Origin of the sequence: Streptomyces sp. NPDC047853 (assembly GCF_043204535.1) — a bacterium.
Taxonomy (GTDB): domain Bacteria; phylum Actinomycetota; class Actinomycetes; order Streptomycetales; family Streptomycetaceae; genus Streptomyces.
The window spans coordinates 370226-387103 of the sequence record NZ_JBIDCI010000001.1 but is presented as its reverse complement, the minus strand read 5'-3'; the positions used below and the strand labels follow the sequence as shown (position 1 = coordinate 387103).

Here is a 16878-nt window from a genome sequence, read left to right as displayed (position 1 = left end):
TCCGGCCGCAGGCCTCAACCCACCCGCGATCCACGCCACTTGACGCTTCACGGGACACGCTACGCGTCGCCGGCGCCCTTCCGGGAGTGCAACTGCCGCGCCACCTCCGCGATCGAGCCCGACAGCGAGGGGTACACCGTGAAGGCGTTCGCGATCTGCTCGACCGTCAGGTTGTTGTCGACCGCGATCGAGATCGGGTGGATCAGCTCCGAGGCCCGCGGCGCCACCACGACCCCGCCCACCACGATCTCGGTGCCCGGCCGGCAGAAGATCTTGACGAAGCCGTCCCGGATGCCCTGCATCTTGGCGCGGGGGTTGCGCAGCAGCGGCAGCTTCACGACCCGGGCGTCGATCTTGCCGGCGTCGACGTCGGCCTGCGAGTAGCCGACGGTGGCGATCTCGGGGTCGGTGAAGACGTTGGACGAGACCGTCTTCAGGTTCAGCGGGGTCACGGCGTCGCCCAGGAAGTGGTACATCGCGATGCGCCCCTGCATGGCGGCGACCGAGGCGAGGGCGAAGACGCCCGTCACGTCACCGGCGGCGTACACACCGGGGGCCGAGGTGCGCGACACGCGGTCGGTGCGGATGTGCCCGGAGTCCTTGAGGTGGACCCCGGCCTCCTCCAGCCCCATCCCCTCGGTGTTGGGGATGGCGCCGACGGCCATCAGGCAGTGCGACCCGGTGATGACCCGCCCGTCGGAGAGGGTCACCTCGACCCGGTCGCCGACCCGCTTGGCGGACTGGGCCCGCGAGCGCGCCATGACGTTCATGCCGCGCCGCCGGAACACGTCCTCCAGGACGGCGGCGGCGTCGGGGTCCTCGCCGGGCAGCACCCGGTCGCGGGACGACACGAGCGTGACCTTGGAACCGAGGGCCTGGTAGGCGCCGGCGAACTCGGCACCGGTCACACCGGACCCGACCACGATCAGCTCTTCGGGAAGCTCGTCCAGGTCGTACACCTGGGTCCAGTTCAGGATCCGCTCGCCGTCGGGCCGCGCGTCCGGCAGCTCCCGCGGGTGCCCGCCGGTGGCGATGAGCACGGCGTCCGCGGTGAGCGTCTCCTCGCTCCCGTCGGCGGCGCGCACCACGACCTTGCGCGACCCGTCCAGGGCCTGCATGCCCTCCAGCCGCCCGCGCCCGCGCACGACCCGCGCGCCCGCTCGGGTCACGGACGCGGTGATGTCGTGCGACTGCGCCAGCGCCAGCCGCTTCACCCGCCGGTTGACCTTCCCCAGGTCGACCCCGACCACCCGGGCGGCCTGCTCCATGGGCGGGGTGTCGTCGGCGACGATGATCCCCAGTTCCTCGTACGAGGAGTCGAAGGTGGTCATCACCTCGGCCGTGGCGATCAGGGTCTTGGACGGCACGCAGTCGGTCAGCACCGACGCCCCGCCCAGGCCGTCGCAGTCGACGACGGTCACCTCCGCGCCGAGCTGGGCGGCCACCAGCGCCGCTTCGTATCCGCCGGGTCCGCCGCCAATGATCACGATCCGAGTCACGTACTCCATTGTCCCGCACCCTTCAACGGGCGGCCGCCCGGGGGCACACCTGTTACACGAGTGACGCCGCACCGCTGCCGTACCCTTCCCCCCATGTCGCTCTACGCCGCGTACGCCGGCAACCTCGACGCGCGGTTGATGACCCGCCGCGCCCCGCACTCGCCGCTGCGCGCCACCGGCTGGCTGAACGGGTGGCGGCTGACCTTCGGGGGCGAGCACATGGGCTGGGAGGGCGCCCTCGCGACGCTCGTCGAGGACCCGATCTCGCAGGTCTTCGTCTCCCTCTACGACATCGCCCCGATGGACGAGGACTCGCTCGACCGCTGGGAGGGCGTGGGCATGGACATATACCGCCGCACCCGCGTCCGCATCCACACCCTGGAGGGCGAGGAGGGCGCGTGGACGTACGTGCTGAACGCGTACGAGGGCGGCCTGCCCTCCGCCCGTTACCTGGGCGAGGTGGCGGACGCGGCCGAGTCGGCCGGCGCGCCCCACGACTACGTGATGGGACTCCGCAAGCGCCCCTGCTGAGCCGCCCTCGTCAGAAACAACAAAACAACAATCGCAATCCCGTGAGCTCCGTCATCTACGCGCGTAGGCGTAAACCGGCTACCCTCTTCGGCGTGAACGCATCTCTTCTTCCGGACGACATCCAGGGCGACCCGTACGCCGCCGCCGACGCCGCCGCGGCCCGCCTGCGCGAACTCACCGGCGCCGAGACCCACGACGTCGCCCTCGTGATGGGCTCCGGCTGGGCACCGGCCGTGGACGCCCTGGGCGCCCCCGAGGCCGATCTCCAGGTCACCGACCTGCCGGGCTTCCCCAAGCCGGCGGTGGAGGGGCACGGCGGCAAGGTCCGCTCGTACTCCATCGGCGACAAGCGCGCGCTGGTCTTCCTGGGCCGCACCCACTACTACGAGGGCCACGGCGTGGCCGCCGTCTCGCACGGCGTCCGCACGGCCGTCGCGGCCGGCGCCAAGACCATCATCCTGACCAACGGCTGCGGCGGCCTGCGCGAGGGCATGCGCCCCGGCCAGCCGGTCCTGATCAGCGACCACATCAACCTCACCGCCACCTCCCCCATCGTCGGCGCCAACTTCGTCGACCTCACCGACCTCTACTCCCCGCGCCTGCGCGCCCTCTGCAAGGAGGTCGACCCCACGCTGGAGGAGGGCGTCTACGCCCAGTTCCCCGGCCCGCACTACGAGACGCCGGCCGAGATCCGCATGGCCCGCGTGATCGGCGCGGACCTGGTGGGCATGTCGACGGTCCTGGAGGCGATCGCGGCCCGCGAGGCCGGCGCGGAGGTCCTGGGCATCTCCCTGGTGACCAACCTCGCCGCGGGCATGACGGGCGAACCCCTCAACCACGAGGAGGTCCTCCAGGCCGGCCGCGACTCCGCCACCCGGATGGGCTCCCTCCTCACGCAGGTCCTCGGCCGCCTCTGACCAAGGTCACCCCGGCCCGCGCCCGGCGCGGGCCGGCACGACGCACGGCGAGAAGGACCGAGCCGGGGACCCGCAGTCCCGTACGGCGAGAAGACCCGAGCCGAGCGGGCGAGGACCCGCACCCGCGCACGGCGAGAAGGGGCCGGGCCGGGGGGTGTCCGCCCGCAGCGGTTGGCGCGTCAACGAACGGCACCCCGTTACCCGACCGATTCCGCGCCGTTCCGAGGACGGACACCCCCCGGCCCGGCCCCGACCCACAGACCACCGCACGCACAAACGCGCACCCCCACCGAACCCGCACAGACCGCCGCAGGCACCCCGCGCCCCCGCCGGAGGCCCCCGCAGGCACCCGCACCCCCCACCGAACCCCCCGAGGCCGCCGCAGGCACCCCCGCAAAGGCGCCGCAGGCCCCCGCAGACACGAGAGGCTGACCGACGTGCACGACGACCTCCTCGCACGCGCCAAGGCATGGCTGGCCGAGGACCCCGACGCGGACACCCGCGCGGAACTCGCCGCGCTCATCGACGCCGAGGACCACGCCGAACTCACCGCACGCTTCTCCGGCACCCTCCAGTTCGGCACCGCGGGCCTCCGCGGCGAACTCGGCGCCGGCCCCCTGCGCATGAACCGCTCGGTCGTCATCCGCGCCGCCGCCGGCCTCGCCGCGTACCTGAAGGGCCAGGGCCACCGCGACGGTCTCGTCGTCATCGGCTACGACGCCCGCCACAAGTCCGAGGACTTCGCCCGCGACACCGCCGCCGTCATGACCGGCGCCGGCCTCCGCGCGGCCGTCCTCCCCCGCCCCCTCCCCACTCCCGTCCTCGCCTTCGCCATCCGGCACCTCGGCGCCGTCGCGGGCGTCGAGGTGACCGCCAGCCACAACCCGCCCCGCGACAACGGCTACAAGGTGTACCTGGGCGACGGCTCCCAGATCGTGCCCCCCGCCGACGCCGGGATCGCCGCCGAGATCGGCGCCGTACGCTCCCTCGACGACGTCCCCCGCCCCACCACCGGCTGGCAGACACTCGACGACTCCGTCCTGGACGCCTACCTCGCCCGCACGGACGCGGTCCTCTCCGCCGGCTCCCCCCGCACCGCCCGCACCGTCTACACCGCGATGCACGGCGTCGGCAAGGACACCCTCCTGGCCGCCTTCGCCCGGGCCGGCTTCCCGGAGCCCGTCCTCGTCACGGAGCAGGCCGAGCCCGACCCGGACTTCCCCACCGTGGCCTTCCCCAACCCGGAGGAGCCCGGCGCGATGGACCTGTCCTTCGCGCGGGCCCGCGAGACCGAGCCCGACCTGGTCATCGCCAACGACCCGGACGCGGACCGCTGCGCGGTGGCCGTCCCCTCCGGCGGCGACTGGCGCATGCTCCGCGGCGACGAGGTCGGCGCCCTCCTCGCCGCGCACCTGGTCACCCGCGGCGCGCGGGGCACGTTCGCGGAGTCGATCGTCTCCTCCTCCCTCCTCGGCCGCATCGCCGGGAAGGCGGGGCTCCCGTACGAGGAGACCCTCACCGGCTTCAAGTGGATCGCCCGCGTCGAGGGCCTGCGCTACGGCTACGAGGAGGCCCTCGGCTACTGCGTCGACCCGGAGGGCGTCCGCGACAAGGACGGCATCACCGCGGCCCTCCTGATCACGGAACTGGCCTCCGCCCTCAAGGAGAAGGGCCGCACGCTCCTGGACCTCCTCGACGACCTGGCCGTGGAGCACGGCCTGCACGCCACCGACCAGCTCTCGGTCCGCGTGGAGGACCTCTCCGTCATCGCGGCCGCGATGCACCGCCTGCGCGAGCAGCCCCCGACCCGCCTCGCGGGCCTGCCCGTCACGCGCGCGGAGGACCTCACGCGGGGCACGGAGAGCCTGCCGCCCACGGACGGCCTGCGCTACACGCTGGACGGCGCGCGGGTGATCGTCCGCCCGAGCGGTACGGAGCCGAAGCTGAAGTGCTACCTGGAGGTGGTGGTCCCGGTCGCCGGTCACTCCGCCCTCCCGGAGGCCCGCGCCCAGGCCGACGCCCTGCTGACGGCCCTCAAGCGAGACCTCTCCGCGGCGGCGGGCATCTGACGAACCTGGTGGCTGCCCCGCACGAGGTGGCCGCCACCAGGACCGCCCCGGCCGTCACCAGGGACCCGCACCCACACCGAACCGGCACCCGCCACGGACCGGCACCCCGCCCCGGACCCGCACCCCCCACGGGCCGGACGCCTCCCCCCAGCGGCACCCCACCCGGCGGCACCCCATCGGGTGATTTCCGGCATGCGGTTGACCCACCCTCCCCCTACCTGGCTCCCCTCCGGGCAACGGTGGACCGGAAACCGCACCGCCGAGAGCCACCCAGGGAGCCGCCGTGTCCTCGACCGCGCCCAAGACCACCCCCAGCGGACACATCCCCGGCACCCGCCGCCCCCGCCCGGCGATCCCCACCGCACCGTCCCCGCGAGGCGGCGCCCGCGACCGTGCCCGAGCCCACGCCCGACGTCTCCTGAGCGCCGCGCAGCACGCCGCGCCCGCCCTCGGCGCCTACCTGGCCGTGCGCCTCACGGGCCTGCTGGTGCTCGCCGTCTGGGCGCCCCGCCGCCACCAGGACCTCTGGGTGAACCTGGCCGCCCAGTGGGACTCCGACTGGTACCTCGGCATCGCCGAGCACGGCTACGCCCGCGAACTCGGCACCACTCCCAACGCCAACAACCTGGCGTTCTTCCCGCTCTACCCGGTCCTGGTCAAGGCGGTCGCGGTCCTCACCCCCGGCAGCCGCGCCTCCACGGGCCTGGGTCTCGCGGTCGTCGCCTCGCTGGTCGCCGCGTGGGGCATCTTCGCGGTGGGCGACCGGCTGCACGGCCGCCGCGTCGGCGTACTGCTCACCACGCTGTGGGCGGCGTTCCCGGTCGGCGCGGTGCAGTGGATGGGGTACACGGAGTCCCTGTTCACGGCCTGCGCGGCGTGGGCGCTGTACGCGGTGCTGACGGAACGCTGGCTGGGTGCGGCGGGCTTCGCCACGCTGGCGGGGCTGACCCGTCCGACCGGCATCGCGGTGGCGGCGGCGGTCACGGTGACGGCGCTGCTGCACCTGGCCCGTCACCGCGCGCTCCTGCCCCGCGTCCTGGCGGCGGCGGCCCTGGCGCCGCTCGGCTGGTGCGCGTACCTCGCCTGGGTGGGCCTGCGCCTGGGCCGCTGGGACGGCTACTTCGCCGTACAGCGGCTCTGGTACAACGAGCTGGACGGCGGCCTGCGGACGCTGCACCAGATCCGGTGGCTGTTGTGGCGCGACCCGACACCGCACCTGTTCCTGGTGATGGTGACGCTCACGCTGCTCGGTTCGGTGGTGCTGTTCGGCCTGTCCGCGTGGGACCGCCAGCCCGCCGCGCTGCTGGTCTTCACGGGGGTCATGCTGGCGATCGTCCTGGGCAGCGGAGGCGTGTACTTCCCGCGGGCGCGCTTCCTGCTTCCCGCCTTCCCGCTGCTGCTGCCGCTGGCCGTGCACCTGTCCCGCGCCTCACGGCGCCACCGCGCGCTGGCGCTGTCGGCGGCGGTGCTGGGGTCGGCGTACTGCGGCGGGTACATGCTGGTGGCCTGGTCAGCGGCCCCGTGAACACCCCGCGACAGCACGAGGCCGCACCGTCGAAGCCACCGCGCCCCGCGTCCGGTCAGCCGGTCCCCAGCAGCACGGCGAGCAGTACCACCCCGGCGGCCACCGGCGCGAGGATCTCGTAGGCCCACCGCACCGTCACCTCGCCCTGCGAGGTGTTGGCCGGCTTCCGCGCCTCCAACAGCTCCCGCAGTTCGTCCATGACCTTGTCGGTCTCCGCCCGCACCGGTCCCTCGACGACGGCGCCCCGAGCGGCGACGTCGGCCCGCGCCCCGCCCCCGCCGAGGCCCCCGAGCAGGCCACCGCGTCCGCGGCCGCCCCCGGAGGCCCGCCGTGCCTCCTGCCGTGCGGCCTTCTTCCGGCCACGCAGGGAGACGGGGATGGACCAGAGCTGGTACTTGTCGCCGGACTCGGCGAAGACCTCGTTGGAGTAACTCGACCGGAAGGACGCGACCTGCCCCCAGGGCAGCACGATCACGCGGAACGGGTTGCGCACGCGCAGCCGGTCGTCGTTGGCGAAGACCGCGGGCCGCACGGTGTAGGCGGCGATGAGCGGCGCGAGGAAGAGCAGCGCCGCGAGCGCGGTCCAGGGCGTGCGCCCCTCCCCCGTGACCAAGGCGTCGATGCCGAGCCACAGAGCGAGGGCGAGCAGCAGGACGCCGCCGGCGAGGCCCGCGGGCGAACGGTAGATCCGGTCCTTGGACACGGGTACCGGCGGCTGCGGCGGTGGTGACTGGGACTCCGGGGTCGTCATGGTGCCGATTGTGCCCGACGGCCCGCGCGGCGCTCATGGGCGGTGTCACCGCGGGGAACGGACGCACGGGGCTGTACAGCCGCTACGCGCGTAGATATGCTCGCCTGGTGACCATGCCCACCACTGCATCCGCTGCACCCGCACACGGACTCGCCGACGTCACCGCGTCCGACAGCACGCTGCGCCGCTTCCTCCACGGGCTGCCCGGCGTCGACACGGTCGGCCTGGAGGCGCGCGCCGCCTCGCTCGGCACCCGTTCGATCAAGACCACCGCGAAGGCGTACGCCCTCGACCTCGCGATCTCGATGGTCGACCTGACGACGCTGGAAGGCGCGGACACCCCGGGCAAGGTCCGGGCGCTCGGCGCCAAGGCGGTCCGCCCCGACCCGACCGACCGCACGGCCCCCGCGACGGCGGCCGTCTGCGTCTACCCCGACATGGTGCCCGCCGCCAAGGAGGCCGTCGCCGGCTCCGACGTGAAGGTCGCCTCGGTCGCCACCGCCTTCCCGGCGGGCCGCGCGTCCCTCGCCGTGAAGCTGGCCGACGTGCGCGAGGCCGTGACGGCGGGCGCGGACGAGGTCGACATGGTCATCGACCGCGGGGCGTTCCTCGCGGGGCACTACATGAAGGTGTACGACGAGATCGTCGCCGTGAAGGAGGCCTGCGGGACGTCGGCCCGCCTCAAGGTCATCTTCGAGACCGGCGAGCTGTCGACGTACGACAACATCCGCCGCGCGAGCTGGCTCGGCATGCTGGCGGGCGCCGACTTCATCAAGACGTCCACCGGCAAGGTCGCGGTGAACGCGACGCCGTCCAACACCCTCCTGATGCTGGAGGCGGTGCGCGACTTCCGCGCGCAGACCGGCGTCCAGGTCGGCGTGAAGCCGGCCGGCGGCATCCGCACCGCCAAGGACGCGATCAAGTTCCTGGTCCTGGTCAACGAGACCGCGGGCGAGGACTGGCTGGACAGCCACTGGTTCCGCTTCGGCGCCTCCTCGCTCCTGAACGACCTGCTGATGCAGCGTCAGAAGCTGGCCACCGGCCGCTACTCCGGCCCCGACTACGTGACGGTGGACTGATCACCATGGCACCTGTTTTCGAGTACGCGCCGGCGCCCGAGTCCCGTACGGTCGTCGACATCGCGCCGTCGTACGGCCTCTTCGTCGACGGCGAGTTCACCGAGGCGGCCGACGGCAAGGTCTTCAAGACCGTCTCCCCGTCCACCGAGGAGGTCCTCTCCGAGGTCGCCGAGGCCGGCGAGGCGGACGTCGACCGCGCCGTCCTGGCCGCCCGCAAGGCCTTCGAGAAGTGGTCGGCGCTCCCCGGCTCCGAGCGTGCGAAGTACCTCTTCCGCATCGCCCGCATCATCCAGGAGCGCAGCCGCGAGCTGGCCGTCCTGGAGACCCTCGACAACGGCAAGCCGATCAAGGAGACCCGCGACGCGGACCTCCCCCTGGTCGCCGCGCACTTCTTCTACTACGCGGGCTGGGCCGACAAGCTCGACCACGCCGGATACGGGGCGAACCCGCGCCCCCTCGGCGTCGCCGGCCAGGTCATCCCGTGGAACTTCCCGCTCCTGATGCTGGCGTGGAAGATCGCCCCGGCGCTCGCCACCGGCAACACGGTGGTGCTGAAGCCCGCCGAGACGACCCCCCTGTCCGCCCTGTTCTTCGCGGACATCTGCCGCCGGGCGGGCCTGCCCAAGGGCGTCGTCAACATCCTCACCGGCGACGGCCGCACCGGCGCGGCGCTGATCGCCCACCCCGACGTGAACAAGGTCGCCTTCACCGGCTCGACGGCCGTCGGCAAGCAGATCGCGCGCACGGTCGCGGGCACCCGCAAGAAGCTCACCCTGGAGCTGGGCGGCAAGGGCGCCAACATCGTCTTCGACGACGCCCCCGTCGACCAGGCCGTCGAGGGCATCGTCAGCGGGATCTTCTTCAACCAGGGCCAGGTCTGCTGCGCGGGCTCGCGTCTGCTGGTCCAGGAGTCGATCCACGACGAGCTGCTGGACTCCCTCAAGCGCCGGCTGACCACCCTGCGCCTGGGCGACCCGCTGGACAAGAACACCGACATCGGCGCGATCAACTCCGCCGAGCAGCTGGCCCGGATCACCGCGCTGGCCGACCAGGGCGAGGCGGAGGGCGCCGAGCGCTGGTCCCCGGCCTGCGAACTGCCGACCTCCGGGTACTGGTTCGCCCCGACGCTCTTCACCAACGTCACCCAGGCGCACACGGTGGCCCGCGACGAGATCTTCGGCCCGGTCCTGTCCGTCCTCACCTTCCGCACGCCCGACGAGGCGGTCGCCAAGGCCAACAACACGCCGTACGGCCTCTCGGCGGGCATCTGGACGGAGAAGGGCTCGCGCATCCTCGCGGTCGCGAGCAAGCTCCGCGCGGGCGTGATCTGGTCCAACACGTTCAACAAGTTCGATCCGACCTCGCCGTTCGGCGGCTACAAGGAGTCGGGCTTCGGCCGCGAGGGCGGCCGCCACGGCCTGGAGGCGTACCTCGATGTCTGAGAAGACCGAAAAGACCGGACCGCGACTCTCGGTCTTCAAGACCTACAAGCTGTACGTGGGCGGCAAGTTCCCGCGTTCCGAGAGCGGCCGGGTGTACGAGGTGACAGACGCTAAGGGCACGTGGCTGGCGAACGCCCCGCTCTCCTCCCGCAAGGACGCCCGCGACGCGGTGGTCGCCGCGCGCAAGGCGTTCGGCGGCTGGTCCGGCGCGACGGCGTACAACCGCGGCCAGATCCTCTACCGCGTCGCCGAGATGCTGGAGGGCCGCCGCGACCAGTACGTGGCGGAGGTGGCCGACGCGGAGGGCCTGTCGAGGTCGAAGGCGGCGGCCCAGGTCGACGCGGCGATCGACCGCTGGGTCTGGTACGCGGGCTGGACCGACAAGATCGCCCAGGTGGTCGGCGGCGGCAACCCGGTCGCGGGCCCCTTCTTCAACCTGTCCTCCCCGGAGCCGACGGGCGTCGTCGCCGTCCTGGCCCCGCAGGAGTCGTCGTTCCTGGGCCTGGTCTCGGTCGTCGCCCCGGTGATCGCGACGGGCAACACGGCGGTCGTGATCGCGAGCGAGAGGTCCCCGCTCCCGGCCCTCTCCCTGGGCGAGGTGCTGGCCACCTCCGACCTCCCCGGTGGCGTGGTCAACGTCCTGTCCGGCCGTACGGCGGAGATCGCGGCCCCCCTCGCCGCGCACCAGGACGTCAACGCGATCGACCTCACGGGCGCCGACGAGACGCTGGCGAAGGAGCTGGAGATCGCGGCGGCGGACAACCTGAAGCGCGTCCTCCGTCCACAGCCTGTGGACGGAGCCGACTGGTCCGCGACGCCGGGCACCGACCGCATGACGGCGTTCCTGGAGACCAAGACGGTCTGGCACCCGACGGGCGCGCTCGGCGCGTCCGGCTCGTCGTACTGAGACACCCCAAGGCCCCGCCGCGCGGCGGGGCACCCACGAGCGAGCCGCGTCTTCCCTCCGTCCGGGGAAGGCGCGGTTCTTCGCGCACCGGGGACGGCCGTCAGCGCAGCAGCCGCGTCGCCTGGCCCACCACCGGCACACCGCCCAGCGACTGCGCCTGCGCCACCGGACCGGTCAGTGCCGTCGAGGTGAGCGGCTGGAAGTCGGCGACCTTCGTGCCGACGCCGTTGTCCAGCGGGTCCACGCCGGTGCCGGCCAGCGGGTTGGGCTTGAGGTCCGCGACCGGCCCGGTGACGAAACCGACCGTGCCGGTCACGGCCTGGAGGCCCGCCTGCGGGTCGATGTTCCCCAGCGAGGACGGACGGGTGTGCGCCAGGCCGCCGATCGCCTCACCACCGTCCGCTGAGGCCGTCGCGGCACCCGCGGCCAGGGCCGCCCCGGCGGTCGCGAGGGCGACCAGGGCGCGCTGGGCGTGCGGAGCGTGCGGAATGCGGGGGGACGCGTGTCGGGCCATCGCTGCTACCACCTCTTGGTGTGGGTTGCTACGGACTACCGTGCTAACCGTGCGGACGGTGATCAGGTCACCGCACACCGCGACCGACGTGTGACGCGCGTTCCAAAGTCGGCCCGCGGGGTCGTACGGCGGGCGGCCGATGCCTCAGACTGGTGTCCCGTGACCACCCATCCGCCCATACCGACGCGAGTCGTGCTGCTCTGCGGCCCCTCCGGCTCCGGCAAGTCCCTCCTCGCCGCCCGCGCCGGCCTTCCGGTGCTGCGCCTCGACGACTTCTACAAGGAGGGCACCGACCCGACGCTGCCGCTGGTGCCGCAGAGTTCCGACATCGACTGGGACCACCCCGGCTCGTGGGACGCGGACGCCGCCGTCGCGGCCATCACGGAGCTGTGCCGCGCGGGCCGTACCCAGGTGCCCGTCTACGACCTCTCGCTCAGCGCCCGCACCGGTGAGTCGGCGATCGACATCGGGCGGGCCCCGCTGTTCCTCGCGGAGGGCATCTTCGCCGCCGAGCTCGTCTCCCGCTGCCGGGACCTGGGCGTGCTGGCCGACGCCCTCTGCCTGAGCCGGGGGCCGCTGACGACCTTCCGCCGCCGCTTCCTGCGGGACCTGAGGGAGAGCCGCAAGTCCGTGCCCTTCCTGCTGCGCCGCGGCTGGCGGCTGATGCGGCAGGAGCGGTCGGTCATCGCCCGGCAGACGGCACTGGGCGCCCACGCCTGCGACCGGGACGAGGCGATGGGCCGGCTGACCGCCGCGGCGGCCGGGCGGTGTCCGGCGGTGCGTACGGCGGCGTAGCACGCACCTCGCACACCCCGCGCACGCGAGAGCGGGACTGGACGGACCCCCCGGCCCTCCAGCCCCGCTCTCTTCCTGCTCCCCCGTGCTTCCCCCGTGTTCCCCGTTCCCCCGTGTCCCCCCGGTGTTCCCCCGTGGTGCTTCCCCGTGAGTAAGAGCCCGGGCCCCGCCCCCTGATACACCCCGGCTCGTACTTTTTTTCGCGGGTTCCGCCGCGGGCCCTCCGTCCCCCCGGACCTTCAGGCGACCAGTTCGCCGAAGGCGTCCTCCCGGTCGCGGCCGAAGCTGAGGACCTCGTCCTCGCGCAGCCGGCGGAGCGACCGCCAGATGCTGGACTTCACCGTGCCGACGCTGATGCCGAGGATCCCGGCGATCTCCGGGTCCGTGCGGCCCTCGTAGTAGCGGAGGACCAGCATCGTGCGCTGGAGTTCGGGGAGCCGGGCCAGCGCCTGCCACAGGACCGTACGCAGTTCGGTGCCGCGCATCGCGTCCGTGTCGCCGGGCGTCTCCGGCAGTTCCTCGGTCGGGTACTCGTTGAGCTTGCGGCGCCGCCAGGCGCTGATGTGCAGATTGGTCATGGTGCGGCGGAGGTACCCGCCGACCGCGGCCTTGTCGCTGATCCGCTCCCACGCCCGGTAGGTCGAGAACAGCGCGCTCTGCAGCAGGTCCTCGGCCTCGAAACGGTCCCCCGTGAGGTGGTAGGCGGTGGCGTACAGGGAGGCGCGGCGCTCCTGGACGTAGGCGGTGAACTCCGCCTCCGACAGGGAGCGACGCTCCCCCTCTGCCTCCCCGTACGCACTTCCCCCGTGCGTCTCCCCCTGACGCGCGTCGACCACCGCCATGTACGCGGTGTGCTGACGCCCGGTGCCACGAGCGCACCCCCGTCCGCTCACAGCGGCACCGGACTTCTCGGAACCCCGGTGTGCGTGCACGTCGTGCAGACGCGTGACCACTGCGCTGGTGCTGGTGCCGTGCAGCGTGTTCATCTCGCGCCCCCCGTCGTGGACTTCCGGTGTTCGTCGTGCTGTGCCGCGAGGCGCCTCACCGCTTCCCGCTCGGCCGGCGACTCGCTGTGTTGCCCGTGCCGAGAAGCCTGCCGCGGTGACTTCATGGCCGTGTCCGTCGACTGTCACAGACCTGTCACAGGGCTCCGTCACGGCTGCCGCACCGTTCCTTCACAGGGTCCGGCGGCGAGGTCCGCCCCCTTCGGGACCCACGGGTCGTACGCCACCCCCTCCATGGGCCAGAATGAGCCCGTGCCTTCCCTGTTGCTGATCGAGGACGACGACGCCATCCGTACGGCCCTGGAGCTCTCCCTGACCCGCCAGGGCCACCGGGTGGCCACCGCTGCCAGCGGTGAGGACGGTCTGAAGCTGCTGCGCGAGCAGCGGCCGGACCTGATCGTGCTGGACGTGATGCTGCCCGGCATCGACGGTTTCGAGGTGTGCCGGCGCATCCGGCGCACCGACCAGCTGCCGATCATCCTGCTGACCGCGCGCAACGACGACATCGACGTGGTCGTCGGTCTCGAGTCGGGCGCCGACGACTACGTCGTCAAACCCGTCCAGGGCCGGGTGCTGGACGCCCGTATCCGGGCCGTGCTGCGGCGCGGGGAGCGGGAGTCCAGCGACTCGGCGAGCTTCGGCGGCCTGGTCATCGACCGGTCCGCGATGACCGTGACCAAGAACGGCGAGGATCTCCAGCTCACGCCGACCGAGCTGCGGCTGCTCCTCGAACTGAGCCGGCGGCCCGGGCAGGCGCTGTCCCGGCAGCAGTTGCTGCGGCTGGTGTGGGAGCACGACTACCTCGGCGACTCGCGCCTGGTGGACGCCTGTGTGCAGCGGCTGCGCGCCAAGGTCGAGGACGTGCCGTCGTCCCCGACGCTGATCCGGACCGTACGGGGTGTCGGCTACCGGCTGGATCCGCCTCAGTGACCCAGGAGCACCGGGGGGGTTCACGCGGCTGGACCGCGACGCGCAAGGGAGTCTGGTCCTGGCTGCGCTTCACCAGTCTGCGCCTGCGACTGGTCCTCGTCTTCGGGCTGGTCGCCCTCACCGCCGCCGTCTCGGCGTCCGGCATCGCGTACTGGCTGAACCGGGAGGCGGTCCTTACCCGCACCCAGGACGCCGTGCTGCGCGGCTTCGAGCAGGAGATGCAGAACCGGGCGGGCGCGCTGCCCGAGCACCCGGCGCAGGACGAGTTGCAGCACACCGCGGGTCAGATGGCCAACAGCAGCCAGCGGTTCAGCGTGCTGCTGGTCGCCGAGGACGCCGACGGCCGGACGGTGTACGGCAGTTCCGGGGGCCTGGGCGGCTTCGCGCTCGCCGACGTGCCCGAGTCGCTGCGCACGGCGGTGAACAAGGAGCAGAAGCTCACCTCGGCCAACAAGCACCCGTACCACCTGTACTGGCAGCGGATCACCGACGGCGACACCCCCTACCTGGTGGCCGGCACGAGGGTGATCGGGGGCGGGCCGACCGGCTACATGCTCAAGTCGCTGGAGCCTGAGGCCAAGGACCTCAACTCGCTGGCCTGGTCGCTGGGGATCGCCACCGCGCTCGCCCTGCTGGGGTCGGCGCTGCTCGCACAGGCCCTGGCGACGACCGTGCTGAAGCCGGTGCACCGGCTCGGGGTCGCGGCGCGGCGTCTGGGCGAGGGCAAGCTGGACACCCGGCTGCGCGTGTCCGGCACCGACGAACTGGCCGACCTTTCCCGGACCTTCAACAGCGCCGCCGAGGCGCTGGAGAAACGGGTGGCGGACATGGCCGGCCGCGAGCAGGCCTCACGGCGCTTCGTGGCGGACATGAGCCATGAGCTGCGGACCCCGCTGACGGCCATCACCGCCGTCACGGAGGTGCTGGAGGAGGAGCTGGAGTTCGAGGGCGGCGGCTTCGACCCGATGATCGAGCCCGCCGTACGGCTGGTGGTCAGCGAGACGCGGCGGCTGAACGACCTGGTGGAGAACCTGATGGAGGTCACCCGCTTCGACGCGGGCACCGCCCGGCTGGTCCTCGACGACGTCGACGTCGCCGACCAGATCACCGCCTGCATCGACGCCCGCGCCTGGCTGGACGCCGTGGACCTGGACGCCGAGCGCGGCATCCACGCCCGGCTCGACCCGCGCCGCCTGGACGTCATCCTGGCCAACCTGATCGGCAACGCCCTCAAGCACGGCGGATCGCCGGTCAGGGTGTCGGTGGCGCGGGCGGACGACGAGGTCGTCATCCGGGTACGGGACCACGGGCCCGGCATCCCCGAGGACGTCCTGCCGCACGTCTTCGACCGCTTCTACAAGGCGAGCGCCTCCCGGCCGCGCTCCGAGGGCAGCGGGCTCGGCCTGTCCATCGCCCTGGAGAACGCGCACATCCACGGCGGTGAGATCACCGCGGAGAACTCCCCCGAGGGCGGCGCGGTGTTCACGCTGCGGCTGCCGCAGGACCCGCCGGCGGACGAGGAGGCCGAGGACGCCGCGGGTGACGGGGGCAGGGGCAAGGACGCGAAGGGACAGGTCTGATGACCGTACGCCGCCTGTCGGCACTGCCCGGGCTGGCCGTGCTGGCCGCGCTGATCACCGGCTGCGGCATCCGCGCCACGGAGGTGCCCACGGACTACGGCCCGGCGCCGTCGAGGGTGCGGTGCTCGCTCGCCGAGCCGGGCGGGACGACGGGGACGGCGCCCGGGCTTCCGGTGCAGGTGTTCCTGCTGTGCGGCTCGTCGCTGGTGGCCGTGGACCGGACGGTCCCGGTGCCGGACGGCGCGGCGGACGCCGGACGGCGGGTGCTGGTGGCGCAGGGGCTGCTCGACCAGCTCACGGCGGAGCCGTCGGCCGCGGAGGAGGAGGCGGGGTACAGCACGGACGTACGCCGCGGGACCGGCGTCACCGGCCCGCGCCCCGGCGACCCCGAGGACACCCTGCGGCTGAGCACCGCCCCCGGCGACCTCACCTCGTACGCCCTCGCCCAGGTCGTCTGCACCTTCTCCGACTCGGCCGCCACGGAGGGCGACGGCTCCGTCATCCTGGCCGGGCCCGCCGAGGAGTCCGCCCGGCGCTACACCTGCACGGACGAGGTCCGCGCCCGGCCGGGCAGCAACGAGCCGCCCTCCACCGAGGTCACCGACGGCTGACGGCGCCTCTCCGCCTCCGGGGGTGCGCCGGCCCGGCGGGGCCGTGTGGCGCAGGCCTCACCCTTGCGCGGGAGTCACCGGAACCGCGCGTGGCGGCACGGGCGTCTTGGGGGACGTGCAGCGTCTTGGGTTTCCCGGCGGCAGCGCCGCGCTCCGCATCCGTGTGACAGGAAGTGTCCTCCTCGTCGCACATCTCGCGTTCGTCGCCTGGTACACCCTGCGGCCGCTCGACGTCCCGTGGGTCCTGCCGCCCAATCTCCAGCCGTTCGCCTCGATCCGTGCCGACCTGGCGCTCGGCTGGCCCACGGCGGTCCGGGCGCTCGGCGGTTCGCTCGCCCTGCTGGCGCCGCTGGGCGTCCTGCTGCCCATGGCGGGCGGCCGGCTGACCGTCTCGCCGCTGGCCTCCCTGCTGCGCACCCTGGCCGCGGCCGCCCTGCTGTCGCTGGGGATCGAGCTGTTGCAGACGGGGGTGCCCGGACAGCTCGTCGACGTGGATTCGCTGCTGCTGAACACGGCGGGCGTGGCCCTCGCCCACCTCGCCCTGGTCCCCGTGGGCCGTGCCCGGCTCCGTCGCAGGTCCGAGGAGCGGCGATGGGGTGACGTCCCCAGGGACGAGCCCGCTCAGGGTCGGACCCCGACGATTCCCAGGGTCGGTATCGCCCCGTAGAGCGACGCTTTGTTCCGTTCGTCTCCGTAGCGTGGAGGGCAGATGAAGGGGAAGCCG

16 protein-coding genes are annotated in these 16878 nt (G+C 73.1%); 12 read left to right on the top strand and 4 right to left on the bottom strand.

The annotated features are described in order from the left end of the window. Positions 1-59: 59 nt before the first annotated feature. Positions 60-1508, bottom strand: coding sequence for an NAD(P)H-quinone dehydrogenase (locus ACGF5T_RS01875; RefSeq protein WP_356612948.1), 1449 nt, complete (start codon positions 1506-1508; stop codon positions 60-62). A gap of 84 nt (positions 1509-1592) precedes the next feature. Between ACGF5T_RS01875 and ACGF5T_RS01870 the strand changes: the two genes are divergently transcribed. The 4 genes from ACGF5T_RS01870 (at position 1593) to ACGF5T_RS01855 (ending at position 6541) form a co-directional block, all read left to right on the top strand. Then, positions 1593-2030 (top strand): gamma-glutamylcyclotransferase, encoded by a 438-nt coding sequence (locus ACGF5T_RS01870; RefSeq protein ID WP_356612950.1) that lies wholly within the window; start codon positions 1593-1595, stop codon positions 2028-2030. A gap of 92 nt (positions 2031-2122) precedes the next feature. After that, on the top strand, positions 2123-2947 hold the full coding sequence (locus ACGF5T_RS01865; RefSeq protein ID WP_356612952.1) for a purine-nucleoside phosphorylase: 825 nt from the start codon (positions 2123-2125) through the stop codon (positions 2945-2947). A 437-nt stretch (positions 2948-3384) separates the two neighbouring features. Then, the gene (locus ACGF5T_RS01860) at positions 3385-5016 is read left to right on the top strand and encodes a phospho-sugar mutase (protein WP_366768644.1); all 1632 of its coding nucleotides are present in this window, start codon (positions 3385-3387) and stop codon (positions 5014-5016) included. A gap of 283 nt (positions 5017-5299) precedes the next feature. After that, a complete protein-coding gene (locus tag ACGF5T_RS01855; RefSeq protein ID WP_366768645.1) occupies positions 5300-6541 on the top strand; it encodes a hypothetical protein in 1242 nt (413 codons plus the stop codon). A 55-nt stretch (positions 6542-6596) separates the two neighbouring features. Here ACGF5T_RS01855 and ACGF5T_RS01850 read toward each other — a convergent pair whose 3' ends face one another. Continuing rightward, positions 6597-7292: a PH domain-containing protein gene (locus ACGF5T_RS01850; protein WP_366768646.1), complete on the bottom strand. Its 696-nt coding sequence runs from the start codon at positions 7290-7292 to the stop codon at positions 6597-6599. 107 nt (positions 7293-7399) lie between these two features. Here ACGF5T_RS01850 and deoC point away from each other — a divergent pair, with 107 nt between their 5' ends. The 3 genes from deoC to ACGF5T_RS01835 are packed head-to-tail and all read left to right on the top strand — an operon-like array spanning position 7400 to position 10720. Then, on the top strand, positions 7400-8371 hold the full coding sequence (gene deoC, locus ACGF5T_RS01845) for a deoxyribose-phosphate aldolase (RefSeq protein ID WP_392886551.1): 972 nt from the start codon (positions 7400-7402) through the stop codon (positions 8369-8371). Between the two features lie 5 nt (positions 8372-8376). Further along, positions 8377-9813 (top strand): aldehyde dehydrogenase family protein, encoded by a 1437-nt coding sequence (locus ACGF5T_RS01840; protein WP_366768648.1) that lies wholly within the window; start codon positions 8377-8379, stop codon positions 9811-9813. Next, positions 9806-10720 (top strand): aldehyde dehydrogenase family protein, encoded by a 915-nt coding sequence (locus tag ACGF5T_RS01835; RefSeq protein WP_366768649.1) that lies wholly within the window; start codon positions 9806-9808, stop codon positions 10718-10720. Before ACGF5T_RS01840 ends, ACGF5T_RS01835 begins: the two co-directional genes overlap by 8 nt. A gap of 100 nt (positions 10721-10820) precedes the next feature. Here ACGF5T_RS01835 and ACGF5T_RS01830 read toward each other — a convergent pair whose 3' ends face one another. Further along, on the bottom strand, positions 10821-11234 hold the full coding sequence (locus ACGF5T_RS01830; RefSeq protein WP_356602073.1) for a hypothetical protein: 414 nt from the start codon (positions 11232-11234) through the stop codon (positions 10821-10823). Between the two features lie 192 nt (positions 11235-11426). On the opposite strand from ACGF5T_RS01830, the gene ACGF5T_RS01825 reads away from it, so the two are divergent. Next, entirely contained in the window at positions 11427-12029 is a 603-nt protein-coding gene (locus tag ACGF5T_RS01825; RefSeq protein ID WP_383641799.1) for a uridine kinase, read from the top strand. Between the two features lie 239 nt (positions 12030-12268). Here ACGF5T_RS01825 and ACGF5T_RS01820 read toward each other — a convergent pair whose 3' ends face one another. Beyond that, positions 12269-13015 (bottom strand): SigE family RNA polymerase sigma factor, encoded by a 747-nt coding sequence (locus ACGF5T_RS01820; protein ID WP_356602069.1) that lies wholly within the window; start codon positions 13013-13015, stop codon positions 12269-12271. Positions 13016-13285: 270 nt separating this feature from the next. On the opposite strand from ACGF5T_RS01820, the gene afsQ1 reads away from it, so the two are divergent. From afsQ1 to ACGF5T_RS01800, 4 genes are all read left to right on the top strand, one after another. Next, positions 13286-13963, top strand: coding sequence for a two-component system response regulator AfsQ1 (gene afsQ1, locus ACGF5T_RS01815; protein ID WP_053136154.1), 678 nt, complete (start codon positions 13286-13288; stop codon positions 13961-13963). Then, a complete protein-coding gene (locus ACGF5T_RS01810; RefSeq protein WP_356602067.1) occupies positions 13960-15543 on the top strand; it encodes a HAMP domain-containing sensor histidine kinase in 1584 nt (527 codons plus the stop codon). The genes afsQ1 and ACGF5T_RS01810 overlap by 4 nt, the downstream gene beginning before the upstream one ends. Continuing rightward, positions 15543-16154, top strand: coding sequence for a hypothetical protein (locus ACGF5T_RS01805; protein WP_366768650.1), 612 nt, complete (start codon positions 15543-15545; stop codon positions 16152-16154). The genes ACGF5T_RS01810 and ACGF5T_RS01805 overlap by 1 nt, the downstream gene beginning before the upstream one ends. Before the next feature lie 115 nt (positions 16155-16269). Continuing rightward, a complete protein-coding gene (locus ACGF5T_RS01800) occupies positions 16270-16821 on the top strand; it encodes a VanZ family protein (RefSeq protein ID WP_366768651.1) in 552 nt (183 codons plus the stop codon). Positions 16822-16878 lie beyond the last annotated feature (57 nt).